27 protein-coding genes and 2 tRNA genes are annotated in these 26,997 nt (G+C 67.9%); 15 read left to right on the top strand and 14 right to left on the bottom strand.

What is annotated here, in order from left to right; genetic code table 11:
- Nucleotides 1-247 precede the first annotated feature (247 nt).
- A complete protein-coding gene (locus tag APR04_RS21495) occupies nt 248-1,825 on the top strand; it encodes an NAD(P)H-hydrate epimerase (protein ID WP_253874107.1) in 1,578 nt (525 codons plus the stop codon).
- Here the strand turns inward: APR04_RS21495 and APR04_RS21500 are convergent.
- Nucleotides 1,752-2,984, bottom strand: coding sequence for a helix-turn-helix domain-containing protein (locus APR04_RS21500; protein WP_253874109.1), 1,233 nt, complete (start codon nt 2,982-2,984; stop codon nt 1,752-1,754). The two genes, APR04_RS21495 and APR04_RS21500, sit on opposite strands and share 74 nt — an antisense overlap.
- A gap of 171 nt (nt 2,985-3,155) precedes the next feature.
- Here APR04_RS21500 and APR04_RS21505 point away from each other — a divergent pair, with 171 nt between their 5' ends.
- The 9 genes from APR04_RS21505 (at nt 3,156) to APR04_RS21545 (ending at nt 9,425) form a co-directional block, all read left to right on the top strand.
- Entirely contained in the window at nt 3,156-3,509 is a 354-nt protein-coding gene (locus APR04_RS21505) for a hypothetical protein (protein WP_253874111.1), read from the top strand.
- Nucleotides 3,510-3,562: 53 nt separating this feature from the next.
- Complete coding sequence (locus tag APR04_RS21510; protein ID WP_253874113.1) at nt 3,563-3,925, top strand: hypothetical protein; 363 nt, start codon at nt 3,563-3,565, stop codon at nt 3,923-3,925.
- A 3-nt stretch (nt 3,926-3,928) separates the two neighbouring features.
- A complete protein-coding gene (locus tag APR04_RS21515; protein ID WP_253874115.1) occupies nt 3,929-4,834 on the top strand; it encodes an HAD family hydrolase in 906 nt (301 codons plus the stop codon).
- Nucleotides 4,831-5,448 (top strand): GTP cyclohydrolase I, encoded by a 618-nt coding sequence (gene folE / locus APR04_RS21520; RefSeq protein WP_253874117.1) that lies wholly within the window; start codon nt 4,831-4,833, stop codon nt 5,446-5,448. Before APR04_RS21515 ends, folE begins: the two co-directional genes overlap by 4 nt.
- The gene (locus APR04_RS21525) at nt 5,445-5,948 is read left to right on the top strand and encodes a 6-pyruvoyl trahydropterin synthase family protein (RefSeq protein ID WP_253874119.1); all 504 of its coding nucleotides are present in this window, start codon (nt 5,445-5,447) and stop codon (nt 5,946-5,948) included. Before folE ends, APR04_RS21525 begins: the two co-directional genes overlap by 4 nt.
- A gap of 269 nt (nt 5,949-6,217) precedes the next feature.
- Nucleotides 6,218-6,760 carry a nucleoside-diphosphate kinase gene (locus APR04_RS21530; RefSeq protein ID WP_253874274.1) on the top strand — a complete coding sequence of 181 codons (543 nt, stop codon included), beginning with the start codon at nt 6,218-6,220 and terminating at the stop codon, nt 6,758-6,760.
- Nucleotides 6,660-7,583, top strand: a complete 924-nt coding sequence (locus APR04_RS21535) for a DUF2797 domain-containing protein (RefSeq protein ID WP_253874121.1) — start codon at nt 6,660-6,662, stop codon at nt 7,581-7,583. The genes APR04_RS21530 and APR04_RS21535 overlap by 101 nt, the downstream gene beginning before the upstream one ends.
- Nucleotides 7,567-8,208, top strand: coding sequence for an AAA family ATPase (locus APR04_RS21540; protein WP_301312807.1), 642 nt, complete (start codon nt 7,567-7,569; stop codon nt 8,206-8,208). Before APR04_RS21535 ends, APR04_RS21540 begins: the two co-directional genes overlap by 17 nt.
- A 302-nt stretch (nt 8,209-8,510) precedes the next feature.
- Nucleotides 8,511-9,425 carry a glycosyltransferase family 4 protein gene (locus APR04_RS21545; protein WP_253874125.1) on the top strand — a complete coding sequence of 305 codons (915 nt, stop codon included), beginning with the start codon at nt 8,511-8,513 and terminating at the stop codon, nt 9,423-9,425.
- A gap of 117 nt (nt 9,426-9,542) precedes the next feature.
- Here APR04_RS21545 and APR04_RS21550 read toward each other — a convergent pair whose 3' ends face one another.
- Nucleotides 9,543-10,643 carry a helix-turn-helix domain-containing protein gene (locus APR04_RS21550; protein ID WP_253874127.1) on the bottom strand — a complete coding sequence of 367 codons (1,101 nt, stop codon included), beginning with the start codon at nt 10,641-10,643 and terminating at the stop codon, nt 9,543-9,545.
- Nucleotides 10,644-10,952: 309 nt separating this feature from the next.
- Nucleotides 10,953-11,090 carry a hypothetical protein gene (locus APR04_RS21555; protein WP_253874129.1) on the bottom strand — a complete coding sequence of 46 codons (138 nt, stop codon included), beginning with the start codon at nt 11,088-11,090 and terminating at the stop codon, nt 10,953-10,955.
- 213 nt (nt 11,091-11,303) lie between these two features.
- Between APR04_RS21555 and APR04_RS21560 the strand changes: the two genes are divergently transcribed.
- The 4 genes from APR04_RS21560 to APR04_RS21575 all read left to right on the top strand — a co-directional run bounded on the left by APR04_RS21560 (nt 11,304) and on the right by APR04_RS21575 (nt 14,193).
- Nucleotides 11,304-11,714, top strand: a complete 411-nt coding sequence (locus APR04_RS21560; RefSeq protein WP_253874131.1) for a hypothetical protein — start codon at nt 11,304-11,306, stop codon at nt 11,712-11,714.
- Nucleotides 11,704-12,831, top strand: a complete 1,128-nt coding sequence (locus APR04_RS21565; protein WP_253874133.1) for a ParB N-terminal domain-containing protein — start codon at nt 11,704-11,706, stop codon at nt 12,829-12,831. The genes APR04_RS21560 and APR04_RS21565 overlap by 11 nt, the downstream gene beginning before the upstream one ends.
- A 181-nt stretch (nt 12,832-13,012) precedes the next feature.
- Nucleotides 13,013-13,519: a hypothetical protein gene (locus tag APR04_RS21570; RefSeq protein WP_253874135.1), complete on the top strand. Its 507-nt coding sequence runs from the start codon at nt 13,013-13,015 to the stop codon at nt 13,517-13,519.
- A gap of 122 nt (nt 13,520-13,641) precedes the next feature.
- Complete coding sequence (locus tag APR04_RS21575; protein ID WP_253874137.1) at nt 13,642-14,193, top strand: hypothetical protein; 552 nt, start codon at nt 13,642-13,644, stop codon at nt 14,191-14,193.
- 145 nt (nt 14,194-14,338) lie between these two features.
- Here APR04_RS21575 and APR04_RS21580 read toward each other — a convergent pair whose 3' ends face one another.
- The 8 genes from APR04_RS21580 to gyrB all read right to left on the bottom strand — a co-directional run bounded on the left by APR04_RS21580 (nt 14,339) and on the right by gyrB (nt 22,728).
- Complete coding sequence (locus APR04_RS21580) at nt 14,339-15,661, bottom strand: tyrosine-type recombinase/integrase (protein WP_253874139.1); 1,323 nt, start codon at nt 15,659-15,661, stop codon at nt 14,339-14,341.
- A 3-nt stretch (nt 15,662-15,664) separates the two neighbouring features.
- On the bottom strand, nt 15,665-15,946 hold the full coding sequence (locus APR04_RS21585) for a helix-turn-helix domain-containing protein (protein WP_253874141.1): 282 nt from the start codon (nt 15,944-15,946) through the stop codon (nt 15,665-15,667).
- 177 nt (nt 15,947-16,123) lie between these two features.
- Nucleotides 16,124-16,196 (bottom strand) — tRNA-Ala (locus tag APR04_RS21590).
- 12 nt (nt 16,197-16,208) lie between these two features.
- On the bottom strand, nt 16,209-16,328 hold the full coding sequence (locus APR04_RS21595) for a DLW-39 family protein (protein WP_253874143.1): 120 nt from the start codon (nt 16,326-16,328) through the stop codon (nt 16,209-16,211).
- A gap of 35 nt (nt 16,329-16,363) precedes the next feature.
- Nucleotides 16,364-16,437 (bottom strand) — tRNA-Ile (locus tag APR04_RS21600).
- 148 nt (nt 16,438-16,585) lie between these two features.
- Nucleotides 16,586-17,764: a DUF3566 domain-containing protein gene (locus APR04_RS21605; protein ID WP_253874145.1), complete on the bottom strand. Its 1,179-nt coding sequence runs from the start codon at nt 17,762-17,764 to the stop codon at nt 16,586-16,588.
- Nucleotides 17,764-20,424: a DNA gyrase subunit A gene (gene gyrA / locus APR04_RS21610; protein WP_372496154.1), complete on the bottom strand. Its 2,661-nt coding sequence runs from the start codon at nt 20,422-20,424 to the stop codon at nt 17,764-17,766. Before gyrA ends, APR04_RS21605 begins: the two co-directional genes overlap by 1 nt.
- Nucleotides 20,425-20,646: 222 nt before the next feature.
- The gene (gene gyrB, locus APR04_RS21615) at nt 20,647-22,728 is read right to left on the bottom strand and encodes a DNA topoisomerase (ATP-hydrolyzing) subunit B (protein ID WP_253874147.1); all 2,082 of its coding nucleotides are present in this window, start codon (nt 22,726-22,728) and stop codon (nt 20,647-20,649) included.
- Nucleotides 22,729-23,297: 569 nt separating this feature from the next.
- Between gyrB and APR04_RS21620 the strand changes: the two genes are divergently transcribed.
- The gene (locus APR04_RS21620) at nt 23,298-24,125 is read left to right on the top strand and encodes a hypothetical protein (RefSeq protein WP_253874149.1); all 828 of its coding nucleotides are present in this window, start codon (nt 23,298-23,300) and stop codon (nt 24,123-24,125) included.
- Between the two features lie 130 nt (nt 24,126-24,255).
- Here the strand turns inward: APR04_RS21620 and APR04_RS21625 are convergent, their stop codons facing one another.
- Genes APR04_RS21625 through gnd form a run of 3 tightly spaced genes read right to left on the bottom strand, consistent with a single transcriptional unit; the run spans nt 24,256 to nt 26,952 of the window.
- Nucleotides 24,256-24,750, bottom strand: a complete 495-nt coding sequence (locus APR04_RS21625) for a DciA family protein (RefSeq protein ID WP_253874151.1) — start codon at nt 24,748-24,750, stop codon at nt 24,256-24,258.
- Nucleotides 24,751-24,790: 40 nt separating this feature from the next.
- A complete protein-coding gene (gene recF, locus APR04_RS21630) occupies nt 24,791-26,029 on the bottom strand; it encodes a DNA replication/repair protein RecF (protein ID WP_253874153.1) in 1,239 nt (412 codons plus the stop codon).
- A 26-nt stretch (nt 26,030-26,055) separates the two neighbouring features.
- Nucleotides 26,056-26,952 carry a phosphogluconate dehydrogenase (NAD(+)-dependent, decarboxylating) gene (gene gnd, locus APR04_RS21635; RefSeq protein WP_253874156.1) on the bottom strand — a complete coding sequence of 299 codons (897 nt, stop codon included), beginning with the start codon at nt 26,950-26,952 and terminating at the stop codon, nt 26,056-26,058.
- Nucleotides 26,953-26,997: the final 45 nt, after the last annotated feature.

A 26,997-nucleotide genomic window follows, 5' to 3' on the forward strand; every position in this document is an offset into this window, starting at 1 on the left:
CTATTGGTTGGACTAGGAGGGTTGGGGCAGGTTGGGAAGGATGGCGGAACCTGAGGGCGGTCGGCGTGGGTCAAGGGGAGGGTCACGCGGGCTCTGGGGATGAGCCGCAGAGAGTGGGTCCCCCGTCTCCAGGTCTCTCGTCCCACGCCTCCCACTGGGTGCCACGGTCCATCGGTCTGAGCGCCATCAGCAGGCGGTGCACGTGGTCAGGTAGCACGCGACTCGTCCGGTGTGGCACCGTGTCGCCGTGACCTCCGGCAACGTGATCCATGCCTACAGCAGCGTGCAGGTTCAGTCCGCCGTAGCGGGCGCGCTGGGAGTGGCGTGCAGCGACGACGAGTTGATCCGCAAGGCTGCGTTCGGGTTAGCGCAGGCGTGCCTGACGGAACTGCGCGACACGTTCGGGTCAGCGCACGGATGCACCGTCGTGCTGCTGGTCGGCACAGGCAAGAACGGTGCGGACGCGATGGTCGCGGGTAAGCATCTTCGTGAGCGTGGTGTTGCGGTGCATGCGATTGCGACGGGCGGTCACGTAGATGTGATCGGAACCCGCCATCTGGACGTGCCGGCTATCGACGCGACGGACACTGCTGGGCTCATCCAGGCGCTCGACCTGATCGCGCGCGCCGACATGGTGGTCGACGGGATCGTCGGCGACGCAATGGTTGGCGACCTGCGCGCTCCGGCGAGCGATCTCGTCGAGGCGATTCCGGATGGTGCCATGGTGGTCGCTGTGGACGTGCCCAGCGGTGTAGATCCGGATTCGGGGGCGATCGGCGGCATTCACGTGCGGGCGGACGTCACGGTTACCTTCGGGGCATACAAGCGGTGTCTGCTGCTGCCGCCGGCCGCGGAGGTCGTAGGGCGCCTGGTGTTCGTCGATGTCGGGATCACACCGCGCCTGGACGTGGAGGGCCAGGTGCAGCGGCTCTCCTCGGTGGGCGTCGCCGAGAGGTGGCCGGTTCCTGGCCCCGGCGATCACAAGTATTCGCGTGGTCTGCTCGGCATCGTGGCCGGATCGGAGCGGTATCCCGGAGCGGCGGTCCTGGCGTGCCTGGGTGCGTTCGGCACGGGTGTTGGCATCGTCCGGTACACGGGTCCGCGCCACGTCGGCGACCTGATCCTGGAGCACGTGCCCGAGGCCGAGAGGTTCCCGGGAAAGGTCGACACCTACTTGTTGGGATCGGGTGTGCTCGATGACCCGGACCAGGAACGAGCGATCGACGAGGCGCTGGCGACGGGCCTGCCCTGCGTGGTCGACGCCGGTGCGATCGAGACCTGCGTTCGCCGTCGGGCGGCAGGCGACCGGCCCACACCGGGAGACCGCATCTTGCTGACCCCGCACGTGGGCGAACTGGCTCGGTCGCTGGCCGCGCTCGGGCGCGAGGCGACGACGGCAGACATTCTCCATCGGCCTTACGAGCACGCTCTGCGCGTCGCGGAGGCAGCCGAGGTGACGGTATTGCTGAAGGGTTCGACCACCATCGTTGTGGGACCGGACGGTCGAGCGTTCAGCCAGGACGAAGGCCCAGCTTGGTTAGCCACTGCCGGCTCCGGCGATGTTCTGGCCGGCATCGCCGGGGCACTGAGCTCGGCGGGCCTTTCCGCGCTGGAGGTGGGCGCCATGGCCGCGTTCGTGCATGGACGCGCAGCGGCCATGGCAGCGGACGACGGACCACTGCGCGCCAGCAAGATCGCTGAGCACGCTCCAGGAGCGGTCCGGGAACTGCTGGCCGAACGGACTGCTTTGGTCAGGCCGCGAGCAGGCCGCCGCGGCGGGCGAGGCCTTGCACGTGCGGGCGGGCGCGGGCGCGGTCGCGAATGATCAGCTCGCGCAGCATCTCGCGGACGATCGTGGAGTCGTGAACTTCGTCGGAGGAGACCTGTTCTGCGTCCAGCAGGACCAGCGCTGCGGATTCGTCCTCACCGCGCCGCACGAAGCCACGGGCCGTGGAGATCAGTGCGGCTGATCTCCGTTCGACGCTCGGGATGTTGTTCAGGTTGAGGCGGGCGGACAGCTCGACCACGTCGTCCGGGCGCCCGAGCTCGGCGTTGATCGCCACGGCGTGGATGTCGACGTTCCCGGCGCCAAACTTCGTCCACGGGTCGTAGTAGCCGGGCCCGAGGGTGTTGGCGGCGTCCTGCGCGACGCGGTGCAGTGCCCAGGCGCGGCCGTCCTGATCGGACTGTGCAGCGCTGACTGCTGCGGCCAGGTGCAGCATCCCGTAGGCACCCAGGAGGTCCTTGCGCGGGTTGGCCGGGTCGATGCGGGTGTGCACCTCGTCGGCGGCAGCCAAGCAGAGCCGCGTCGCTTCGTCCTGGTGTCCAGCGCGCCGGTACGGGCCTGACAGTGCCCAGGCGGACAGCGCGATGAGGTAGGGGTCGTCGGCTTCTCGGGCGATGTGAGCGGCCCGGTCGGACACGACCCAGGCCAGGTCTCCGGACGGGACGTGGTGCAGCCACTGCCGGGTGATCTGGTAGGCGCCCGCCAAGGTGCGGGCACTGCGCGCCCGGTCGGACGACATGGTGTGGGCAGCATGAGCGTCAGCGACGAGCGCGGGGAGAATCGCGCCGACGCCGCGATGCGCTGACGGCGACTCGTGCCACATCGTCCAGGCGTCGTCCACACGTCCCGCCACGTCGGCCAATTCGGGTGCCGGTTTGGTCACCGGCATCGGTCCGGCCGAACGCATGATGACCTCGCGCAGCGCGGTCACGGTCTCGGCCTGCGACGGACCAGTGCCAGGAGTCAGCGTGTCCAGCGGCCTACCGATCAGGTCGTCGACGGTGCAGCCGATGACCGATGCGATCCGGACCAGGTCGGTGAGCCGCTCGGCATGCCGCCGGCCCTGTTCCACGGCCGAGACCCACTGGACGGACTTGCCGATGCGCTCGGCGAGCGAAAGCTGCGTCACGCCGGCCGCACGACGGTGCGCGGCGATTGCCGCTCCCACGCCACGCAACAGGTCCGCGTCCTTTGTCATGTCCAACACCATAGGCGGCTCACCCAGTAACCAACAGGCTCGGAACTGCTACGTGTGTAGCAGCCCTCCTGGTTCCCTCGCTCGTAGCGTCGTGTCTCGTCGGCGGGCCGTGCCCCAGTAGCGGCCCGCCGGCCAGGCAGAGCACCAACGGAGCTGCACGAGGGGGACGTGATGGGACTGCGCAACCACGATCTGGACCTGGAGAAGATCGAGCCCAACGGCTCGACGCTGGTCAACGAGCGGACACATCTCGACGGTCTGACGCGTGCGCTGGAGGACGCCTTCACAGCTATCCGCTCCGTCGGTCCCGACCGAATCGACTTGGTCACCGTCACCAAGGAGCGGATCTGCCTCCAGCCCGCGGACCTGGACGACGGTGAGCGGATCGCCCATGCTCTGGGCTGCGATCTTCCGCTCGATCACCGGATGCTGGTCCCCGGACACACACTCTGGACCGGGACGCGCCACGGCCTGGAGATTCAGGTCCGTTCGGCCTTGCGACGCCCGATCGGCGAAGAGGCATGAACACACCAAGACCAGTCGCGATCGGATACGTCTGCGGTGCCGACGACTCCTTGGTGACGCAGCAACGTGCAGAGGTCACCCGGTACGTCGAGGCCGAGGGCCTGGCGCTGGCGGAGGTACTGCACGACACAGGAGACGGGTTCACGATCAGTCAGATCGTCGAGGCCGCTCAACTGCGGCACGCCTCACAGGTGCTCGTTCCTGCCGACGCCCATCTGTCTGATGCCCGCCATCGGCTGACTCAGGATCTGGCCGATCATGGCGCGCTCTGCGTCGTGATCGGTGAACAGTCACCGGTCTCGGCCCGACCGCGGTTGCGCCCCGGTCGTGCGGAGATGCACACCCGCGCCGCAAAGCGAACCGGGTCCATCGCGCCAGTAGCTTCCGCTCTTGCCTCCCCCAATTTCTCGGAGTAACCCATGGCAACGACCAGCCTGCCTACCACCGCCGCATTGGCAAGCAGCGTGCCTTCATCCCGGCTCAGGGCACCCTTGGCGTCGAGCGTGATGGTGGCTCTGGACATCGACGGCACGCTGCTCGGGGCCGGCTGGGAGGTCCCCCGTGAGACGAGGATCGCCGTCAAGGCGTTGAGACTGGCCGGCCATCACGTGGTGCTCGCCTCAGGGCGGTCCCTGGCCGGTGTACTCCCCGTCGCGCGCAGCCTGGGCCTGGCCCACGGATGGGCGATCGCCTCCAACGGCGCCGTCACCGCCCGTCTGAACCCACTGGCCCCAGGCGAGCACACGATCCAGGAAGCAACGACGTTCGATCCCGAACCCGTCGCCCGCCTCGTCGCCGCCCAGCTACCGGAGACGCAGATCGCGGTCGAAGAGACGGGATGGGGATACCGCACCAGCACACCGGTCCCGGACGAAGTGATCAACGGCCGACAGCGCGTGGTGTCGTTCGAGGAGCTGTGGATCAAGCCGACTCCTCGAGTGTTTCTGCGCGGGGCCGGAGTGCTCGATCTGCTGGACCCTCTGCGTGCACTGGGAGTCACGGCGACCACTGGCGGTCCAACGTGGGTGGACGTGACGCCACCTGACCTGTCGAAGGCAACGGCGTTGGATGCGGTCCGGCAGACCCTGGGTATACCGAGCACTCACACGGTCGCGGTGGGCGACGGCATCAACGACATCGCGATGCTGACCTGGGCTGCCCGGGGAGTTGCGATGGGTCATGCCCCTGCCGAGCTGAGGGCAGTCGCCGACGAGGTCACCGGGACCATCGCGGAGAACGGCGTCGTTCCTGTGCTGCGGTCTTTGCTCGCGACGTCTCCTGCCTCTATCTCCCGCAATTCCACCTTCGATCGGAGCGTCAGATGAGCATCCTTGCCCAGAACGCCGACACTGCAGCCAGTGATACCGACGCCGCACATGACGACGTCGCCGATATTTCTACGGCCGAAGCACATGCCGGGCTGATGCTCACGGCGCTCGGTCTGGATGTGTCCGACCCCGGCCTGATCGCTACGCCGGGCCGGATGGTCCGTGCCCTGCGCGAGATGACCACACCCCCGCAGTTCACCCCGACGGACTTCGAGGTCACCGCAGAGCCCGGCCAGCTAGTCCTGGTACGAGACATCAGATTCGTGTCGGTGTGCGAGCACCACGTGCTGCCCTTCGTCGGTGTCGCTCACGTCGGGTACGTACCGCGCTACCGGATCCTCGGGCTGAGCAAGGTCGCCCGCGTCGTGCACCACTACGCGCGCAGGCTCCAGGTCCAGGAGCGACTGACCCGGCAGGTCGCGGACTGGATGTCCGGACAGCTTGACGCCGCCGGAGTCGGCGTGCTGATCTCTGCCGAGCACACCTGCATGACGCTGCGCGGAGTCGGAGCGGCTGGATCCAGCACCAAGACGTCTGCGCTGCGTGGCCTGCTCCTGGACGACGTCGCCGCTCGCGCCGAGTTCATGTCGCTCGCGACAGGCCCGGCATGACCGTCTCGACGGCGGCCCGCCACCTAGCGCGAGCACGCGTAGGCGGCCCGGGCTGGGACTTCAACGCTGCCCACACCGGCTTGCACGACGGCACCTTCGAGCCCTTGCACGGGCACACCTACCAGGTCGCGCTCACGGTCTGGGGTGAACCGGACGATGCCGGGATGGTCGCCGACTTCGGCATCCTCAAGAGCGCCCTGCGTGCGACCCTGGCCCCACTCAAGCGCCGCACCCTGCTGGCGACCAGTACCCCTGGCGTGCTGGTGGCCGAAGACGACGAGCTGGTCCATGTCACGGGCGGCGGCGCCTTCTTCACCTTGCCGCGCCGTTGGGTCGCGCTCCTGCCGATCGCGAGCACGAGCACCGAGGCGCTCGCCGGGTACCTCGCCGACCAGCTCGCGGTGCAGCTTGCCGTCTCGTGCCCGAGGGTGGAACGACTCGAGACGACGATCACGGAGTCCGCTGAGTGCGCTGCCACCGTCGAGGTAGTGCTCCGATGAATGTGGACCCGCTACGCCTCAGTGCCGCCCTTGGACTGGGTCTGGAGACATGGCTGCATGGCGCGGTAGCGCCCCCGGGCGCCGTGGAGTCGGCGTGGGATGCGTGGTGGATCGCGATCCGTTCCGGCGGTCTCGTGCGCCCGATGCTCGACGGCAGGTCAGCGTGCCCGGTGTGCTCGGGGCCGGTGATGGCCGAAGTCGTGCGCGCGGTCCCTGAGCATCCAGGTCTGGAGTGGCGATGCGGTTGCTTCATGGCGTGGGCGTCCGCGATGCGCAGCCCGTCATCTGTACTGCGTAGGACGTGGGCGTTGCCGCAACGGCTCACCGTCGCGCTCCTCAAACCGGACGCTCCCGAGGCCGAGATTTGGGCGCACCTGAGACGGCGGTTCCGGATCGTGCATCAGGCCGAACGAACCTTGACCACTGCCGACTGCAACCGGCTCTACCCCGACGCCTACGGCACGGACTTCGTCGCCACGACCTCCGCCTACCTCACCTCGGGACCGAGCCAGGTCCTCGTTCTGATGGGCGGGGATGACGCCGTCGTCACCGGGCTCGACGTGAAACGCGCGGTGCGCAACGAGCTGGCCACTGACAGGATGCGGAACCACCTGCACATGCCTGACACCCCCGCCGAAGCCTTGGCCGACGTCGCCCTGTTGGCCGGGACCGACACCCTGCAGACTCTCTACGACCGCTGGGAGACACCCCATGACCGACACGCCCGCACCCGCCTGGCGGCCTACCGGGCTCGTCTGGACCCAGACCGACACCCCGGCCGCGGCCCTGGAGTGGCTCTCCCCCACCGGTGAGGTGCGCTCCAGTGCCCTGGACGTCGGGGCACGGCTGGTGCTGGCGGTCGGCCTGGACCGCCGGTGCGTCGGGCTCTGGTGGGACGGGCGCCGCATCCCCTGCGTCGCCCAGGCAGCGATCGCGCCGGAAGCGAAATCCGGTCAGTGCGAATCGTGCGCCGCGATAGCCCGCTCCCGGTCCATCGCGACCGACACGAGACTGGACGACTCACGGGAGTTCAGCGTCTACCTCGCCCATCATGGAAGCCTGGTCAAGGCCGGGATCACCGCCACGGAACGCGGACAGGTCCGGCTGCTGGAACAGGGTGCGCTGTCCTCGCTGTTCCTCTCGGCCGGCTCCCTGATGTCCGCTCGGCGGTGCGAGTCCCTGCTGACCGCTGCGCTCGGCCTGCCGCAGCAGGTCCACACCGCCCGTAAGCGTGCCGCCCGTCTGGCGCCCGAGACGGCGTCGTCCCGGGCAGAGGAGCTGACCGCCGTCGCTGAACAGGCGGCTGGTCTGGACTGGCCGCCCGGCCAGAGGCGGACCAGCGCCGAGCCCGTGGACCACACGCGGGCATATGGGCTGACTGACGACGGCGTCGCCCCGGACCGTCAGCTCGACCCCCTGTACGCCGGAGCGACGATCAGCGGCGAACTCATCTGCCGGATCGGGCGCGACCTGTACCTGAGGGTGCCTCAGGGTGTCGTGCTACTCGATACCGGCCTGCTGCAGGGCTGGGTGCTGACCCGAGCCGACCACGACACGTCATTCACCGCACCGACCTCACCTGTGGCGCCGTCTCCGAAGCCGTCCAGGGAGACCGAGCATGACGTCCTCTTCTGATGAGCAGACGCTGGAGGGGCCTGTCGTAGGCTGCGCGGGCGTTGTCGCGGTGGAAGGCATGCCAGGCGCCGGGAAGACCACAGCGATGACCATTCTCGCCGACCGTGGGCACACCGTGCTCGGCGAGTACACCGACGACCACGCGCGGTCACTCACCTTGGCCGCGCACCCCCATCACGAGGACGAGCACCCACATCTGGCGAACTGGCTCCGCAAGGACCTCCAGGCCCACCGACTGGCCCGTGCGAGCGGCGTGGTCATGGACCGGAACTGGCTCACCGCTCTCGGCTGGGCCGCGTCCGTCGGTGGCTTGCCCGACCGCGCCGGCTGGGCGTACTCCCAGCTCGTTGCCAGGCGGCTCACCCTGCCGGAGCGCTGGATCATCTTGGACTGCACCGTCGAGACGAGCCTGACCCGCCGTCGCGAACAACTCAGCCTCACGCACCCGTGGGCCCGCGCGGAGCCACTCGACCGGCTCCGCGCGTTCTACTCCGACCCCGCCGCTGCAGTCGGACCCGCGCTACGCGCCCTGGCCGATGCCCTCGCCACGGTGCCCGTGGTGAGGATCGACGCCGAGGCCGACCGCGACACCGTCGGGCACGCCATCTGCGAGGCCACACCGTGAGGCACGTGCTCGTCGTCGCGCTTCACGACGGCTTCTACAGCGCCGCCACCGGCGCGGGCCTGTCCAATCAGGCGCTCTTGGCAGCCGTCGCCGAGCACCTGCCCGACGGGACCGACCTGGTTGTCGCGCCCGTCCACCTCGACCCGACCAGCCCCGAGCACGACCACACCGCTCACCAGCGGACCCTCGCAATCCTCGACCGGGTCCCGCACGAGGTCATACCGCTGAGCAACGGGACCGGCGGGCAGACACGCTTCGGCGACCTGTCTGCGTTTCAGCACCTGGCCAAGGACTCAGCGCGCGTGATCAAGGACCTGAAACGCGACTACGGCAGCGGAGCGTTCGTCGCGATCGACCGGCCGTTCGTCGGCCTCGGCCCCCACCTGTCCGATGACTCCTTGTGGAACATCGTCTATCTGCCACGATCGAGCGCTCTGCACCACGCCGACGTCGAGCACACGGATTGGGAGAGTCGTGGCCTGATCGGCTGGCTGCGCGCCGGCGCGACAATCGGAGCCATCAGCACCCACATGCGCGAGCTCCTGCAGGACCAAGCAGTCCCAGCGGACCGAATCCTCGATGTACCCAACGGGCTGACCGGGGCCGTCGTCCCGCTCTCCGCTGCACCGCCGATCCCGCCCGAAGCCGAGAACGGATTCCTGCTCGCGTTCGGCCGCGCCGCACCCTACAAGGGCTTCGACGACCTCCTCGACGCACTCGACCACCTGCGCTCCAGGGGCGTCCCGGTCCCGCACCTCGTGCTCGCCGCCGTCACCGACGATGGCGGACCGAGCGCCTATCAGCTACACCTCAGGCGCCGCTGCTCCGACCTGGCGGTCACACTCTGGACGCGCTTCAACCGCGGCATACCGGGGCTGCTCGGCCACCCCGCATTGGGTGGGGTCATCGTGCCGTCCCGCGTCGAACCGTTCGGACGCATCCCGCTGGAGGCATTCATAGCCGGAGCCGGACCCGTTGTCGCCACCACCGTCGGCGGCCTCACCGACACCGTCATCGACGGCGTCACGGGCTACACCGCCGCGCCAAGATCCCCGATTGCCCTCGCCGACGCGATCCAGCGCGCACTCAACGCTGATCCCCAGACCATTGCGCTGATGGGCCTCGAGGGCCGACAACTCGCCGCCGACCGAGACTACACGCGCACCATCGGCGCCCTGGTGGAACATCTTCTCGACCGGCGCCCGATGACATGTTGAGCAAGAGCCTGCCCCTTGGGCGGATCAGGTCGTCGAGACCCCGTCGTGGCCATGGATGCCTCGCACACGTCGTCTCGGCGCACCGCACGCGTGAGCTTCGCTGTCGCCGTAGCGCTCCTACAGTCCCGGTGCGTCTAGGCCTCCGCTGTCGCGCCGACGGGACGGGCCCGCTGGGGACGGCCAGGGCTCGGGCTGCGGTGGTTGGGGCTTGGTTCGCCGTGTGGGTGCCTGCAGGTTGGTCTCGAATGCGGTGGCTGGCCGGGTCAGGTCGGGTGGGGTCCACCGGTCTTCGGGTTCGTTCTGAAGGTAGAAGGGTGTGGCTCCGGGTTCGGGGGCGCCGATGGTCAGGACTCCGTGCACGTCGGGTCGTTCGAACGGGTCCTCGATGTAGCCGGGAGGGGGCGTGGTGGCGACATGCTCAGCTATCGCGCGTTCCTCGTCGCTCACTGCGGGTCTGGTGTCGCCGACCTTGGCCGCGAGCAGTTGGTAGGTGGTGATTGCGTCGAGGGCCCAGCGTGCGAGGTCGTAGACCTCCATCCGCAGGACTCTCATGAACTCGGCGGGCGCGGGGGCGCCGGCCGTCTGGGCACGGGCTTCCAGGGCTCCGGCCTTCTCTTCTTCGCGAAGCATCGCCAGGAGTTGGCCGCGGGCTTCGAACTTGCCGTAAGCGGTGATGGCAGCCAGGCGCGCTTCGAGGACTCTGCCGTACCCGCCGGTGAACCACGCGACGGCAGCGGGAGCTCGCTTGGTATGGCCGGGCAGGACCTCGGCGCTGGTGTTCTTCAGCACGCCGCGCCGGACCACCCCCACAGGTGTGGATGTGGCGGTCGGGACGGTGCTGACCTCCAGCGGATACAGGATCTCGACCGGCGAGACGCCGAGCGCGGCGGCCAACACGGTGACGTCTTGCAGGTAGATCTTCTCCCGCGGCCTGGTCTCCAGGTTCGCGATGCTCGCCCGCGCCATCGGATAGCCCAGCGCGGCAGTCCGGTCGGCGACCTGCTGCGTCGTCAACCCAGCGGCCCGACGGACGGAACGTAACCGCTCGCCGATGCCCGCAGTCCAGGACCTCGACCATGCCTGGCCGTCATCCGGCAGGCGCACACCACCAGGGTGGCCGGGTCTGATGGCGAGATCGGGGTGTTCGGGGTCGGTGGGCTGTCCCATGCGCATCAGGTTATCCCCAATGCGCGCGATCACAACACTCCAGTTGTTCATGTGTTGATCTTGCACATTACCTGCTTCTGGCGTAACGTATTGCACACGCCGTGGTGTGCCGATGCGTGCCATGGCTGGGGACTGATGATGAGCGATCAGAGCACGGGCGCGGTTCGGACGGCAGGGCCGGACCGCCACCCCGACCAGGAGCCCGCCGGTACTTCTTTACGCCCCGACGCCGCTACGACACCTTCGCCCGCCGGCCGGAACGGTGGTCCCGCCTACACAGACGCTGCGCCGGAGTTCACTACCCCAGATGGACTCCGTTCCCTACTGAACCGGCTCGCCGGGACAGGTGATGAGGCGTGGTCAACGGACCTGGAGGCCGCGGAGCTGCTCGCCTACTGCGCCGGCCGGTACCGGGCCCTGGCGCGCAAATGCCGTCTGACCGAGCACGATGCCGTTGTCGCGGCGTTCGAAGTTCTCCGCAACGACGCGGTACGGCACGCGGACAACCCGTGGGCGGTCGTGACCACAGCTGTGAAGCGCACACTGAGGGCCGAGGCCCGGGCCGATCAGCTCCTGTGCTCTCCGAGACGCGCCCGGCACCTGATGACTCACACCGACCTGTCACCTGCCCTACGTATCGGCGACCCGTCTACACCGACTGCGACACCAGCAGGTGAGACTGCCCCCTGGCTCGAACTCGCCCTCGCGACCATGAACACGGGCGCGACAACAGCCACCGATCTGGACCCGACCACAGCCGCCACCATCGCCAGGGTCCGGGCCGCGACCCGGGTGACGATCGCGGTCCTGGTCGCGGTCGGATGGCCCCAGGACGTCGCCCTGGCCGGTTTGGAGCACATCACCACGACCCTGACCACAGCAGCCGGTGTACCCGCCGCGCGCGACCGCTTGCGCAAGGACCGCCACCCCGCAGCGGAACTCGACATCGACCGGGCAGCCTGGACCCGCCTCGTCTCTGCGGTCCTGGGCACCCCGGCCCGGCACGGCCTCCTGCACCGCCTCCTGGCCGGGCACACCGCACGCCTGGTGATCGAGCAGGACGCGCACGACCTGACCCCGCCCCACCAGCTCGACGCTCAGGAGGCCGGCCATGCCGCATGACGACATCGACGGGCTGCGGTTGGACCGCGCCGTCGACTCCATCACCGTCGGGTACCGACACCGGCGCGAACTCGGCGACCTCGGGGCGCTGTGCGACTCGATCCGTCGCATCGGGCTGCTCGGGCCCCTGACCGTCACACCAGACGGGTTGCTGCTGTGCGGGTGGCGACGCCTGGAAGCTGTGAAGCTGCTCGGCTGGAAGTCGGTTCCCGTATTCGTGCGCCGCGCCTCCTCCGGGCTGCACGACCTGATCGCCGAACACGACGAGAACATCGTCCGCGAACCCCTACCCCTGGAGACCGCCGAAGAGCTTTACCGCGAGTACAAGGTCGCCGAGACCGAACAAGCCGCCCTTCGGCAGCAGGCCACCCGCTTCCGCGCCGCGAAAAATTCGAAGAACGAGGGCTGGAAGGACGGCAACGCGAATGGCGGGGGCAAAAGGGACAACAGCGGTCCCGCCGAATCGGCGGCACCGCGACAGGACGAGCCCGTTCCGGGCCGGCATGGTGACGCGCGTGCGAAGGCTGCGCAGATAGTCACCGGGACCAAGTCCTACACCCGGCTCGAACACACCGGTCGGATCAAGGACACCCGCGACGACCCGTCCATGCCTGACCACATCCGCGCCATGGCCGAGACCGCCTGGAACGACATCACGAACAACAACGCGTCCCCCGAAAAGCAGTGGAAGCAGATCCGGGCAGCCATCACCGAACACCGCGCTACTGAAGCCGGGCCCTCGGCTAATGGCAGCGAGGACGAACTCGCTGAGCTGGCCGCCATGGCGCAGACTGCGCTCGCCCGGCCACGCGCGCTACGCCCAAGGGAACCTCTGTCCTACGACGCCAGCACACCTCCGGAACTAGGCACGACGCAGCCGCTCGCCGCGCTCGTCGCTAACCTCGACGAATGGGTCAGCCGTACCGACGCCGATGCTCTCGCCCTAACAGCGGACAGCAGCGACCTCACTCGCCTGCACCGCCTGACCGAGCGACTCGACCACCTCTGTACCCGCATCCACTCCGCCCGCCACAAGCGCCATCCGGCGCTCCGGCGTCAGAAACCCACCGGAACACAAGGTCACACAGTCAACGAAGAACAGCCCCCGCTCTGGTAGTCGCTTGATGGCGCCGTTGCTCAGATCCGACGGCATCTGCGCGGTTCTGGAGCACCTTCTGACACGTGACCTGTGTCGAAGAGACGTTCAACTGGCGCCCGACCAGTCCAGAACAAATCACCCGATCCGCCGGGCGAGTCAAGCCCAGGGCACCCTAACGAGCAAGGTACCGTCCCTAGTCGTGGACTGGTCCCCAATCTGGAGCGCGGCAGTTGCGGCCGGCATCGTCTCAGCCATCGCGAATGGGCTCTTCGCGCTATGGCGCTACCGTGTGGAAGCGACAGGGCGTCGCATTGATTCGGTGCGCGGGCATCTACGGGATGCGGCGGCGGACTTCCTCGCTTTCGAGGCTGCGACGTTCCGCCACGACGCGCAGGTGCGCGACGCGATCGACGAACTAATCTCTCACCGAGAGGGCTTCCCCGGTGACAATGATGGGATCACAGAGCGCAATCAGCGACGACTTGAAGCGTTGCGCGACCGCGCCGAGGCCGAAGGGCAAGCGAGGAACGCCATTGGTCGCATGCGTCTTTACTCCAAGGCAATGCACACGCAGGCTGAATCACTGCTCGCAGTGCGGCACAAGTCACAGTTGAAGAATGAGGACGACTCCACCCCGGGTCGGCGTGAGCATGAGCTACAGGCGTTCGTGAACGCGGCTCAAACCGAGTTGGGCGTTGAACTATAGGCCTTGCCCCGGGCCGGGTTCACTGTGGTGCCCGTTACACCACGAGCAGCGGAGGGGCGGTCCCGCCCGGAGGGGGAACTCTCCTGACGAGCGTGTACGAGCGATTAGGCGGGACAGAGAGCGTGACGAATACGAGTTCATCCGACCCTGTGACGAGCGATCTGGATTACCTATATCCCGCGCTCGGAAGGTTGGTGACGGCAAGTGCCGCGATGGAGAGCAGCCTGCGAGACGTGGTTTCACGGCTTGCCGGAAGTGATGACGCGGCGTGGATTATTTTCGAGGGACAATCTGTTGATTGGCTGGTGTCAAATGGTCTCGCAGTACTCACCCAGCGCGAACCAATGGAACGCTGGCCGACTCAGATAGTCGCCCAGTTCCGAGAGGCGCTTAACAACGCCCAAACGGCGTACCGAACGCGAAACATCATGATTCACGGAGAGTGGCGCACCGACTGTTTTATGGGCGAGGGGTGTATAGGGCGTTCAGCGCCCGTTCCTGCCGATGGCCCTGTTTTCCACGTACACAGAAGCCGGTATAGAAAAGGTCTCGAAGAACGTCAGCTCGCTATCGTCGACATCGAGGCCCTGGCAGAACATATGCGTGAACTGGAGTACGAACTGCGGGCCGCGATGAAAAAGGCGGACGATGCCTGGCTTGGTTCGATCGCCTAGATCGGCCACTCGCCACTGCGGCCGATGTTTCGCTCCCGATACGGGAGGGCAGCATCGCCAATCGCAAGGCTGCGCGGGTAGTTACCACGACCGGCACCCTGCGCTCCGGCGCCGAGTACGGGCCGGAGCGCAGGTGCACACACCATCAGCGGGTCGCAACAACCGCGACGTCAGTGAGGACTTGCTTGTCCGCCACGGCGTCCTCTGCTGCCTTGCGCGCCGCTTCCTGGTCTCCGAAGTCGACCATGGCTTGCAACACCGCCGAGGTGTCCGGTGCCAGCCGGATGCGTTCGATGTAGTGCCTGCCGGTGACTCCGGCGTCGATCGAGTGCCCAAGCAGCGCGGCGGCGTCCGCCGCTCTCATCTTGCGTGCGACCTGGGTCGCCACGGTCGAACGCAACAGGTGGGGATGCACCTCGCCCTTCATCCCCGCCAGCTCCAGGACAGTGCGCAGCATGCGACGGAGGTTGTGCGTCGACATGGGCCGTCCGGCATTGCGGCCGTCCTTGAACAGGCGCCCCTGAAAGACCGCCATCTCGGCAGTCGTCTTGGCGGGTCGGATCGAGTTCAGCGCCTCGACGGCGAACCGCGGGATGATGATCGTTCGCTCGCCGGCTTCGGTCTTTGGGCTTTCCTGGCGCACGACGCCCTGGCCCTTGATGTCGGTCAGGGTGGCCGTCACGGAGATGGTGGGCAGCCCGTCGGGGGAGAGGTTCACTTCTCCCCACCGCAGGGCCATGACCTCTCCGATCCGTAGGCCGGATCCCAGCATCACGTCGACCGCCACGCGGAGGTGCCCGGTCGGCTTGGGACCAGACTTGCCCTCCCTCGACTCCTCCCAGCCGCGCACGACCATGCGCAGACGGCCGATGTCCAACGCGGTGATCGCCTTCGGCTGCGGCTTCTCCTTCGACGGCGCGATCGTCTTGCGCATGGGGTTGTCCCGCAGCGCGTCGTGCACAACGGCACGGTCGAGCACCTGGTTCACCACGTTTCGAGCCTGACGCGTCGTGGTCACCATGTTCTGCTTGCCACCCTTGCCCTGCTTCAGCAGCGCGTCCAGGAATTTCTGACACAGCGCCGGGGTCAGCTCGTTCAGTCGCCGCTGACCCAGGCGCGGAACGACGTGGTTGCCGATGACCCGCTCGTACTCATCCACGGACTGCGGAAGGATCGGCGGCTTCGGCCATGTCGACCGCTCCCGCATCTCCTCGATCCACTGCCGACACGCCAGTCCGACCTTTGACGTCGGCTTCAGGTCGTCCGAGCCGCGCGCTGCACCGAGACGCTCCACGACTCCCTTCTGCACCTTCAGCCGGGCCGCGTCGCTCGTCGACGCATTGCGAGAGACCCACACCTCCGTGTTGTCCCACAGACAGAGCCGCGTGCGGGCACGCCACCTATCGGGACCGGTCTCCTGAAGGAAGATCTCACCGTGTTCGCCCGGCTGCAGCTTCTGCTTGCCCACGAGTCACCACCCCGACCCGTCACCAGCAGAGCCGCGCTCACCGGTCGGCTCGTTGTCTACGTCCGATTCCGCGGCAGCCGCGCATGCAGCCAGCCACGCGGCCACATCCGCCTCCGCAAACAGGAGGTGGCGTCCGATCTTGTAGGCTCGCGGACCAGTGCCGCGCTTGCGCCACGTGTGCACCGTGGCCGGCGTCGTGCGCACCAGCGCGCACAACTCCTCCAGCGTCCACATTGGAGTGCGGTCCAACCGGGGGTACTGCTGCTCGTCGGGCGTCGTGCTCATACCCATCACGAGTCCAGCAGCGACCAGATCTCGCGCGCATTCACCGTCGGTCGCGGGCAACCATCGGCGCCGCAACCGTGTCACGAACCGTGTCATCCTCATCGCATCGCTCTTTCGTCGATGCCTTACGAGGAACGTCGAAGGCCGCTGACCAGGAGGTCAGCGGCCTTCACCATGTGGAGCCAGCGGGACTCGAACCCGCAACCCCCTGCTTGCAAAGCAGGTGCGCTACCAATTGCGCCATGGCCCCGCTGAGGGCCGCTCAGTCGATCGAGTCGGTGACCTCTGACCAAAGATCGCGCCCCGCTGCGTCCTCACTGAGCTTGCGCCAGAGAACGTAGCCGGCGCCAGCAGCGAGTAGCACTATGAGCAGCTTCTTCACGAGTTCCTCCTGAGGAGCCTCTGCAGGTCCGGGAGTGGGGCTAGGAGGACTTGAACCTCCGACCTCTTCCTTATCAGGGAAGCGCTCTAACCGTCTGAGCTATAGCCCCGGGCGAGCGTTCCGCACGCTCACGCGACACTGGAGATTACCCCAGGTAGGGACGATGTCCCAAACCGAAATCGTGGTCCGCGGTGTGACGTGCCTCGAGTCGCGCGCAGCAGCGCACGAGAACGCTCTGGGTGACGCCGAAAGAGGCGTCAGTCGTCGGTCAGCGTCATGTGCACGCCGCCGACGAGTGCTGCTGTGATGTTGTACAGGAACGCCATGATCGTGGCGATCGCCGTCAACAGGACAATGTTACAGATGCTGATCAGGGTGGCGAGCGAGATCACGCGGGGGAACTCCACGAACTGCGTGAGGTTCACGTCGCTCTGGGGCCCCACGGCATCCACCACGAACTCCTGCACCGTGGTGAACACCCCGAAGCTGTTCAGCACCGACCAGAACACGGCGGTCGCGACTACTGTCATGATCGCGATCGCGACGGCAAGCAGGAACGCCAGCTTCATGACGGACCACGGGTCCACACGGGAGATCGCGAGGCGCACGCGGCGTGGGCCTGCCGGAGCCGGCCGCGCCGTCTCCGGCGTAGGTGCCGACGCCGGCTGCGCGGGCGCCTGCGGCGCTGCGGCGGCTGCCGCCTGAGCGTCAGCCGAGGTCGCGGTGCCGCGCACCCCTGCAGCCGTGTAGTGCATCTCAGGACGAGCCTTGGGGTCGTTCGCGGGAGCGGCCGTCCGCGCCTGGTCGTCAGGCATGATCGACGTCACCTTCTTGGCCGCGCTGCGGGCCGCGTCGAGGGCCGCCTGAGCTGCCTTCATCGCACCGGCCCGGACACCGTCCGTACCCTCGGCGGCACCCGTCGGAGGAGCCGGCGGGGCGCCGGGCGTCGGAACCCGGTTCCAGGATTTCGCGGTCACGTCAGGATCCGGTACCGCCGCACTCTGCGGAGCCGGCTTTGCCTCCGTGTCCGATCGGCCCGCCTCGTACGCTGACCGCCAGACGCCGCCAGTCGTCGGAATCGCGGAACCGCTCTCCTCCGGCGCCGGTGGCACCGGTGCCTCCGCGCGCGGCACGGAGGGCCCGGACGTGCTCGGCCTGGCCGCGGCCGGCGACGCCGGTGGTGCGGGGACGACGACCGGCCCGGACACCAGGTCGGTGTTCTGCCCCGCGCCGGCCGCACCGTTCGAGGCGGCACCGGAGGCTGCGGCATCAGCCGTCGGCGCCGGGCTACCCGCGCTCGCCCCTGGCTGTGCGGTGCCGGGTGCCTCGGCCGGAGCCTGCTCCCCGGTCACGTCCTTGCGTACCCGGGTGGTCTCCAGGTCTTCTTCGAGCGCAGGCGAGGCCGTGCTCACGGGCCCGCTCTTGTCACTGGTCATCAGCTGTCCTCGCGTCCGGTGCTGTCCTGCTCAAGGGTGCTCGGAACTTCATCAGGGTTCGGAACCTCTTCCACGGTAACCCGCCCCGCGGAGTCGCCGTCGGAGTTCTCGTCCACAGCACCCGCGACATCGCCCGCATCTTCACGCTCCGCGTTACGTGCGACGGCGATGATTCTGTCGCCCTTGTCCGGCTTTGCGAAGGTTACCCCCTGCGTGTTCCGCCCGGTGAGATTGACCTCGGCAACGGCGGAACGCACGATCTTGCCGCGCTCCATGATGACCAGCACCTCGTCGTCCGCGTAGGTGACGAGCGCTCCCACGAGGTCGCCACGGGCCTCGACCAGGTTCGCGACCTTGATCCCGAGGCCGCCGCGACCCTGGATCCGGTACTCCGAGATGCGGGTGCGCTTGGCGAAGCCACCCTCGGTGACGACGAAGAGGTCTGCCCCGTCGATGACCACAGCGGCGGACAGGAGCTCGTCCTCGTCCCGGAACTTCATCCCCGTGACGCCCGAGGTGGCGCGACCCAGGGGCCGGATCGACTCGTCGTCCGCGTGGAAGCGGATCGACTGACCCTTGCGCGAGACGAGGATGAGGTCGTCGTCGGCATTCACGAGCCGGGCCGAGACCAGCTCGTCAGCGGCGCCGGCCTCGTCCTCGCGCAGGTTGATCGCGATGAGGCCCCCCGAACGCGGTGAGTTGTACTCGCTCAGGCGGGTCTTCTTCACGAGCCCGCGACGCGTGGCCAGGACCAGGTAGTCCGCGGCCTCGTAGTCGGGGATGTCGAGCACCTGGGCGATCTTCTCGCCGGGCTGGAAGGCCAGCAGGTTCGCGACGTGCTGACCCTTGGCGTCACGGCTGCCCTCGGGCAGCTCGTAGCCCTTGGCGCGGTAGACCCGGCCGAGGTTGGTGAAGAACAGCATCCAGTGGTGGGTCGTCGTCGTGAAGAAGTGGTCCACGATGTCGTCCTCGCGCAGCTGCGTGCCGCGCACCCCCTTGCCGCCACGCTTCTGCGAGCGGTAGTTGTCCGTCCGCGTCCGCTTCGCGTAGCCGCCACGCGTGATGGTGACGACCACGTCCTCCTCGGGGATGAGGTCCTCCATCGACATGTCACCGTCGTACGGAAGGATCGTGGTGCGGCGCTCGTCGCCCCAGCGCTCGGTCACCTCGTTGAGCTCGTCGCCCACGATGGCCCGCTGGCGCTCCGGCTTGGCGAGGATGTCCAGGTAGTCGTCGATCGCGATCCGCAGCTTGGTGTGCTCGTCGAGGATCTTCTGCCGTTCGAGCGCCGCCAGCCGACGCAGCTGCAGCGCCAGGATCGCGTTCGCCTGCAGCTCGTCGATCGTGAGCAGCTCCATCAGGCCCGTCCGCGCCCCGTCGGCGTCGGGGGAGCGGCGGATCAGCGCGATGACGTCGTCGAGCGCGTCGAGGGCCTTGAGGTAGCCCTCGTAGATGTGGATCTGGTCCTGCGCCTCCTTGAGGAGGTACTCGGTGCGCCGGCGCACGACCTCGATCTGGTGCGTGGTCCAGTGGCGCACGAACGCGTCGATGCTGAGCGTGCGAGGCACCTCGTCGACCAGCGCGAGCATGTTCGCGCTGAAGTTCTCCTGCAGCGGAGTGTGCTTGTAGAGGTTGTTCAGCACCACCTTCGCCACGGCGTCGCGCTTGAGGACGATCACGAGGCGCTGGCCGGTGCGGCCGGACGTCTCGTCGCGGATGTCCGCGATGCCGTTGATACGGCCGTCGTTGACGAGGTCGGCGATCTTCGACGCCAGGTTGTCCGGGTTCACCATGTACGGCAGCTCTGTCACGACCAGGCAGATCCGGTTCTGGATCTCCTCGACGCTGACGACCGCGCGCATCGTGATGGAGCCACGACCCGTGCGGTAGGCGTCCTGGATGCCCTTGTGGCCCAGGATCTGCGCGCCGGACGGGAAGTCCGGGCCCTTGATGCGCTCAAGGAGCGCCTCGAGCAGCTCCTCGCGAGTGGCGTCGGGGTTGGCCAGGTGCCACCGCACACCGTCGACGACCTCGCGCAGGTTGTGCGGCGGGATGTTCGTCGCCATCCCGACGGCGATGCCGGCCGACCCGTTGACCAGGAGGTTCGGGATACGCGACGGCAGGACCACCGGCTCCTGGGTCCGCCCGTCATAGTTGGGCCGGAAGTCGACGGTGCCCTTCTCGATGTCCCGGACCATCTCCATGGCGAGCGGCGCCATCTTGCACTCGGTGTACCGCGGGGCGGCCGCGGGGTCGTTGCCCGGCGAGCCGAAGTTGCCCTGGCCTGCGACCAGCGGGTAGCGCAGCACCCAGTCCTGGACCAGACGCACCAGGGTGTCGTAGATGGAGGTGTCGCCATGGGGGTGGTACTTGCCCATGACGTCGCCCACGACACGCGAGCACTTGGAGTACGCGCGGTCCGGGCGGTAGCCGCCGTCGTACATCGCATAGATGACGCGGCGGTGCACCGGCTTGAGGCCGTCGCGCACGTCGGGCAGCGCGCGTCCCACGATCACGCTCATCGCGTAGTCGAGGTACGACCGCTGCATCTCGAGCTGCAGGTCCACCTGCTCGACGCGGCCGTGGTGTACCGCTACTCGCGCGTCCTCCACGGGAATGCCGTCATCAGAGTTGTCCACACCGGGGGTCTCGTCCGTCACCGTCTGAACTTCCTTTCCACGCCGGAAGGCGTGTCACTTCGTCTCCTGGGCCACCATCTCCGTGCCCGACGCCGCCCGCCCGGGGAGGGCGATCGGCGTCGGGGCTCGCAAGCTCGTTCCTCAGATGTCTCTACCTGCGTTGACATCTTGCGGGGCTCGCAAGCTCACTCCTCAGATGTCTCTACCTGCGTTGACATCTTGCGGGGCTCGCAAGCTCACTCCTCAGATGTCAAGGAACCGCACGTCCTTGGCGTTGCGTTGGATGAAGGTGCGGCGGGACTCGACGTCCTCGCCCATGAGTACCGAGAAGATCTCGTCGGCCGCGGCCGCGTCGTCCATGGTCACCTGCAGCAGGGTCCGGTGGTCCGGGTCCATCGTGGTGTCCCAGAGCTCGGAGTAGTCCATCTCACCCAGGCCCTTGTAGCGCTGGATGCCGTTGTCCTTGGGGATCCGCTTGCCCTGCGCGGCGCCGGCCTCGAGGAACGCGTCGCGCTCCCGGTCCGAGTACACGTAGTCGTGCGGGGCGTTGCTCCACTTGATCCGGTACAGCGGCGGCTGCGCGAGGTACACGTGACCGTGCTCGATGAGCGGACGCATGTACCGGAACAGCAGCGTGAGCAGCAGGGTGCAGATGTGCTGGCCGTCGACGTCGGCGTCGGCCATGAGCACGATCTTGTGGTACTTGAGCTTCGAGATGTCGAAGTCCTCGCCGATGCCCGTGCCGAACGAGGTGATCAGCGCCTGTACCTCGGCGTTGGACAGCGCCTTGTCGAGCCGCGCTCGCTCGACGTTCAGGATCTTGCCACGCAGCGGGAGGATCGCCTGGTTGTGCGGGTTGCGCCCGCGCACCGCCGAACCACCGGCCGAGTCACCCTCGACGACGTAGATCTCGCACTCGTCGGGGAACCGCGACTGGCAGTCCCTGAGCTTGCCCGGCATGCCGCCGCCGTTCAGGACGCCCTTGCGACGGGTCGCCTCGCGCGCCTTGCGCGCCGCGATCCGGGCCTGCGAGGCCGAGATCGCCTTGCGGATGACGTCGCGCGCCTCGTTCGGGTGGGCGTCGAACCAGTCGATGAGCTGCTCGCGGACCACGCGCTGCACGAAGGTCTTCGCCTCCGTGTTTCCGAGCTTCGTCTTGGTCTGCCCCTCGAACTGCGGCTCGCCGAGCTTCACGGAGATGACGGCGGTGAGGCCCTCGCGGATGTCGTCACCAGTGAGGTTGTCGTCCTTCTCCTTGATGATCCCCTTGTCCCGCGCGTAGCTGTTGACCAGCGTGGTCATCGCAGCGCGGAACCCCTCCTCGTGCGTGCCGCCCTCCGTGGTGGAGATCGTGTTCGCGAACGTGTGCACGGACTCGCTGTAGGCGCTGGTCCACTGGAGGGCGACCTCGACGGCGATCTTGCGCTCGGTGTCCTCGCTCTCGAACGAGATCACCTCGGGGTGGATGAGCTCCACCCGCTTCGCGGAGTTGAGGTGGTGGACGTAGTCCATGAGGCCGTGCTCGTACTGGTACGTGACCGTCCGCCCGCTTGCCGGAGCCTGGTCCGGGTCCAGCGGCCGCCCGTCCGCGGCCGGCACGATCTCGGTCCCGACGACGTCGTCCGCCGCGACCTCCGGCTCGGCCCCTGTGACCTCGTCGGTCGGGGACGAGTGACCCGCACGCTCGTCGGTGAGCGTGATCTTCAGGCCCTTGTTGAGGAACGCGTACTGCTGGAACCGGGCACGGAGCGTCTCGAAGTCGTACTCCGTGGTCTCGAAGATCGTCCCGTCTGCCCAGAACGTCTGCGTGGTACCGGTCTGCTCGTCGGGACCGAGCGGCTCGAGCCGGTCGACGCCGGTGACCGGGTTGCCGCCCTCGGTGTACTCCTGACGCCAGTGGTAGCCGTCGCGGCGTACCTCCGAGACGAACCTTTGGCTCAGGGCGTTCACGACCGACATGCCGACGCCGTGCAGGCCGCCGGACACGGCGTAGCCGCCGCCACCGAACTTGCCGCCGGCATGCAGGATCGTCATGACGACCTCGAGCGTGGGCTTGCCCTCGGTGGGATGCATGGCGACCGGGATACCTCGACCGTCGTCGACGACGCACACGCCGCCGTCGGCCATGAGCCGCACGTCGATCTCCGTGGCGTGGCCCGCGAGGGCCTCGTCCACAGCGTTATCCACAATCTCGTACACAAGGTGGTGGAGCCCACGCTCACCGGTCGACCCGATATACATGCCCGGTCGCTTACGAACGGCCTCGAGACCTTCCAGGACTGTGATGTTCCCGGCGTCGTAGCCGCCGTCGATTCGCTCTGTCACGGGCGGGGTTGCTCCTCGTCTTTCAGGCACACGATGTGCACGACGACGGACGTACCAGCGGGCTGCACGAGCGGCTCGGACCCCTCGGGGTTCATGCCGTGCTCGGGTGCTGACGTACGGTCCGACGGCTCGTCGGTGCTCAGCGTTCCGGGCCCTCAGGACGATCCCTGGGAACCCGGCGCGGTTGACCCCCTCATAGTACCTTCTGAGCGGCGAAAACCCGGGATCCGATGCCGTTTGTGGCCAGTCCTCCACAACCTTTCTCCACAGGGTGATTTTTGGGCCTCTGGAGGGGTTCCAGCGGCGCCCCCGTGCCCTCGATCCGAAGATCGTCCGGCGCCTCGGCGGAGAGCAGTCGGCATCGCCAAGGGGCGATGAGCGCACACCCGTTCGGCAGGCGGTGTCTCGCGCCACGAAACATCTTCGAATCGTCATGCCGAACTCTGGCGAAGGTCAGAAACTTTCCGGTCAGAAGGTGATATTTCTCTGATTTCTCGTTTTCTGCTCTAATGGCGCCGACCGGTCATATGCGCAACTTGGCGCACTGTCTCACTTCGAAGGGCTACAGAGTGAAGAAGCTTCTCGCCGGCGGAACTCTCGCCGTACTGGCGTTCGGTGGCATGATCGCCAGTGCCGCTCCTGCCTCGGCGCACACCCCCAACGTCTCCGCCGACTGCGGATTCGTAGACGTGAACCTCGAGTACTACCAGCAGGCCAAGGTCACGGTGGTTATCGACGGCGAGACCGTCGAGGACACCGAGTTCACGCAAAGCTTCCAGGCCCGGTACGACGGGCTCGCGCTCGACGCAGCGCACGAGTGGACCGTCACCGTCGACGCCTACGACGAAGGCGACAGGTACGACTCGGCGGAGTCCGGCTCGATCGGCATCTGCCAGACCCCGCCGCCCGCCGAGATCGTCTCCCCGGTGATGCCAGAGGTCGTGGCCGGCTGTGCTGCCAGCCTCGACGACGTCGCCGTGCCGGAGAGCACCGAGGCGATCTCCTACACCAAGTCCGAGGCGGGCATCGTCGCCGCCCTCAACTCCGACGCCTACGCCTTCCCCGAGGACCTCGGGGCATACCAGCCCCAGGCTGACGGCACGGCGCTGCTGCCGGTCGAGCTCATCGTCTTCGAAGAAGAGTGCGAGACGCCGGCACCCACCGAGACGCCCGCACCCACGGAGCCCCCCGCCGAGCCGACGGACGAGCCGACGGACGAGGCCTCCGTCGCGCCCGTCGACGACGAGCCGTCCGCGTCGCCCAGCCCTGCTGGTGACGAGCCCCCCGTGCTCGCAGCGACCGGTGCGACCGTCGGTGGCGCCATCGCGTTCGCCGCGCTGCTCGCCGCTGGTGGCATCGCCCTCGTCTGGGCCCGCAAGCGCATGCAGAACGCGTGACCAAGTAGTTCCTGGCTGACGCTACGGCGTAGCAGACAGCAAGAAGGGCTCCCCGGCTTCCGGCCGGGGAGCCCTTCTTGCTGTCTGCTACGCGGTCCATCCACAGGCCGCGCGAGTTCTGGGGCGCCGCTCAACCCCACGTGTCTCTGGGACCAGGGCCGCGCACCGAGCGAGGTCCTCTCCGGAACCCGGGACCGGCCGGTCCCAGCACGGTAACCTCCTCGACCACACCCTCCCCGATCTCCTCCGCCATGCGTCGCCGCAATGTCGGAGCAAGCATCCGCAGCTGTGTCGCCCAGGCTGTCGAGTCCGCCCGCACCACGAGCACCTTGTCCTCGAAGGTCTCCGGTGTGCAGTGGTCGGCGATCTCCGGGCCCACCACCTCACGCCACCGGCCCATCACGCCTCCCACGGAGACGTCCTCGGTCCAGCCCTTCTCGCGAAGCAGCCGACCGACCACCGCGCCGAGCAGCTGCGGGTCGCGGGCGCCGGGCCCCGCTCCGCTCGACCGCGGTTCGGCCAGGGGAGAGCGCCGCGAGGGCGCTCCCGGGCGCAGGCCACGGGCGCGAGCCGCTGCTTTGGCCCGGTTGAGGGCGGCACGCGCCACCTCGGAAGCGGGCGTCAAAGGGGGCTCAGAGTTATCCACAGGGCCCTGTGGAGAGTCGTCAGTCACGGGTCACCGTCCCGGGTTCCACGTGAAACCGTACGCCGTCCAAGGTGGCAGGGATGTCCTCGGGCACGGCCGCTGTCACCAGTACCTGGCGAGCCGGCAGCACCAGGTCGGCGAGCCGCTGGCGACGTCGGACGTCGAGCTCGGCGAACACGTCGTCGAGGATCAGTACGGGGTCAGCATCTGTCCCTAGATCGGGGTCCCAAAAGGCGGGTGAATCGGCCGAATTCTGCGGATCTCCGCCCAACAGACGGAACGATGCGAGGCGCAGCGCGAGTGCGAAGGACCAGGATTCGCCGTGACTCGCATAGCCCTTCGCAGGCAGTCCGCCAAGCCTGAGCACGAGGTCGTCCCGGTGCGGGCCGACGAGGCTCACTCCGCGTTCCAGCTCCTGCGGGCGAGCCGTGACCAGGGCTTCCAGCAACAGGCCCCGCAGGTGTCCCACGTCTGAAAAGTTATCCCCAGGACCTGTGGACAACTCCGGTGGATGGTCGGTCGCGAGCGCTGCCAGCGACGACCGATAGGTGATCTCCGCGTGGGCGTCAGCATCGCTCACCTGCTCGTACGCCGCCGCGACGGCTGGACGGAGCGCGTCGACGAGCTGGACCCGCAGGGACAGGATCTCCGCGCCCAGCTCGGCGAGCCGGGCGTCCCAGACGTCGAGTGTCGCGAGCTCGGCCGCCGCCGCGCTCTCGGCTCGTGCCGAGCCGCCCGCCCGGCGGGACGCTCGCGCCGACTTGAGCAGTGCCGAGCGCTGTCGTAGCACCCGCTCGTAATCGGAGAGCACCCCGGACACCCGGGGCATCATCAGGACCAGCAGCTGGTCCATGAACCGCCGTCGACCATCCGGCTCTCCCTTGACCAGGGACAGGTCCTCGGGAGCGAAGAGCACCGTGCGCAGCAACCCCAGTACGTCCCGTGCCCGCACCGCCTGCCCACGATTGATCCGAGCACGATTCGCCTTGCCCTGGGTAATCTCCAGCTCGACGGTGCTAGCGCGGTCACCTCGAACGACCCGTGTGCGTACGACAGCGCGATCGGCGCCTGACCGAATGAGCGGCGCGTCGGTGGACACTCGGTGCGAACCAAGGGTCGCGACGTAGCCGATTGCCTCGACGAGGTTGGTCTTGCCCCGGCCGTTGCGCCCGACGAAGGCGTTGACCCCGGGCTCGAGCATCACGTCGGCCGACGCATACGACCGGAAGTCCAGCAGGGAGAGGTGGGAGACGTACATCGGTAGGAGATCGTACGTCCGACTCGCTACTCCGCCGACTTCACCGCGTGTCCGCCGAACTGCTGACGCAGCGCGGCCACGGCCTTCATGGCCGGCGACTGCTCCTGGCGGGAGGCGAACCGGGCGAACAGCGCGGCAGAGATGACGGGGAGCGGAACCGCCATGTCGATCCCCTCGTCGACGGTCCACCGGCCTTCGCCGGAGTCGTCGACCCAGTCGTCCAGGAGCGCGAGCTTCGGGTCCTGCTCGAGCGCCTTGACCATGAGGTCCAGGAGCCAGGAGCGGACGACGGTGCCCCGGCTCCACGCCCTCATGGTGCCGTGCACGTCGGTGATGACGTCCGACTTCGCGGCCAGGAGCTCGTAGCCCTCGGCGTAGGCCTGCATGAGGCCGTACTCGATGCCGTTGTGGACCATCTTGGCGTAGTGGCCCGCTCCCACACCGCCGGCGTGCACGAAGCCCTCCTCACGAGGGCCCTCCGGGCGCAGCGCGTCGAAGACGGGCAGCACGGCCTCGACGTCTGCGGCAGCGCCACCGACCATCAGACCGTACCCGTTGTCCAGGCCCCAGACACCGCCACTCACACCGACATCGAGGTAGCCGATACCCTTCTCCGCCAGCTCCGCGGCGCGTTCCTGGTCCTCGACGTAGTGCGAGTTCCCGCCCTCGATGACGATGTCGCCCTCGGACAGGATGTCAGCGAGCTGGTCGAGCACACCACGCGTCGGCTCGCCCGCGGGGACCATGACCCAGACGACCCGCTTGTCCTGCGGGAGCGCGGCTGCCAGGTCCGCGAGCGTAGGGACGTCCGACACCTCCGGACGCGGATCGAACCCGGTGACCTCGATGCCGCCGTTGCGCAGGCGGGACCGCATGTTGTTGCCCATCTTGCCCAGGCCGACGAGGCCGATGTGGGTCACCATGTGTGTGCTTCCTCCAGGGTCGATCGACGGGCTCGCTTGTGGCGG

Origin of the sequence: Promicromonospora umidemergens (assembly GCF_024171995.1) — a bacterium.
In the GTDB taxonomy this organism is placed as follows: domain Bacteria; phylum Actinomycetota; class Actinomycetes; order Actinomycetales; family Cellulomonadaceae; genus Promicromonospora; species Promicromonospora umidemergens.

Coding starts and splice junctions, on each gene's coding strand:
- APR04_RS21585 (WP_253874141.1), bottom strand. CDS start 15,946: ATGAGCACGACGCCCGACGAGCAGCAGTACCCCCGGTTGGACCGCACT.
- APR04_RS21500 (WP_253874109.1), bottom strand. CDS start 2,984: ATGACAAAGGACGCGGACCTGTTGCGTGGCGTGGGAGCGGCAATCGCC.
- APR04_RS21605 (WP_253874145.1), bottom strand. CDS start 17,764: ATGACCAGTGACAAGAGCGGGCCCGTGAGCACGGCCTCGCCTGCGCTC.
- APR04_RS21565 (WP_253874133.1), top strand. CDS start 11,704: ATGCCGCATGACGACATCGACGGGCTGCGGTTGGACCGCGCCGTCGAC.
- APR04_RS21540 (WP_301312807.1), top strand. CDS start 7,567: ATGACGTCCTCTTCTGATGAGCAGACGCTGGAGGGGCCTGTCGTAGGC.
- APR04_RS21515 (WP_253874115.1), top strand. CDS start 3,929: ATGGCAACGACCAGCCTGCCTACCACCGCCGCATTGGCAAGCAGCGTG.
- APR04_RS21535 (WP_253874121.1), top strand. CDS start 6,660: ATGACCGACACGCCCGCACCCGCCTGGCGGCCTACCGGGCTCGTCTGG.
- APR04_RS21560 (WP_253874131.1), top strand. CDS start 11,304: ATGAACACGGGCGCGACAACAGCCACCGATCTGGACCCGACCACAGCC.
- APR04_RS21530 (WP_253874274.1), top strand. CDS start 6,218: ATGCGCAGCCCGTCATCTGTACTGCGTAGGACGTGGGCGTTGCCGCAA.
- gnd (WP_253874156.1), bottom strand. CDS start 26,952: ATGGTGACCCACATCGGCCTCGTCGGCCTGGGCAAGATGGGCAACAAC.
- folE (WP_253874117.1), top strand. CDS start 4,831: ATGAGCATCCTTGCCCAGAACGCCGACACTGCAGCCAGTGATACCGAC.
- recF (WP_253874153.1), bottom strand. CDS start 26,029: ATGTACGTCTCCCACCTCTCCCTGCTGGACTTCCGGTCGTATGCGTCG.
- APR04_RS21505 (WP_253874111.1), top strand. CDS start 3,156: ATGGGACTGCGCAACCACGATCTGGACCTGGAGAAGATCGAGCCCAAC.
- APR04_RS21550 (WP_253874127.1), bottom strand. CDS start 10,643: ATGAACAACTGGAGTGTTGTGATCGCGCGCATTGGGGATAACCTGATG.
- APR04_RS21525 (WP_253874119.1), top strand. CDS start 5,445: ATGACCGTCTCGACGGCGGCCCGCCACCTAGCGCGAGCACGCGTAGGC.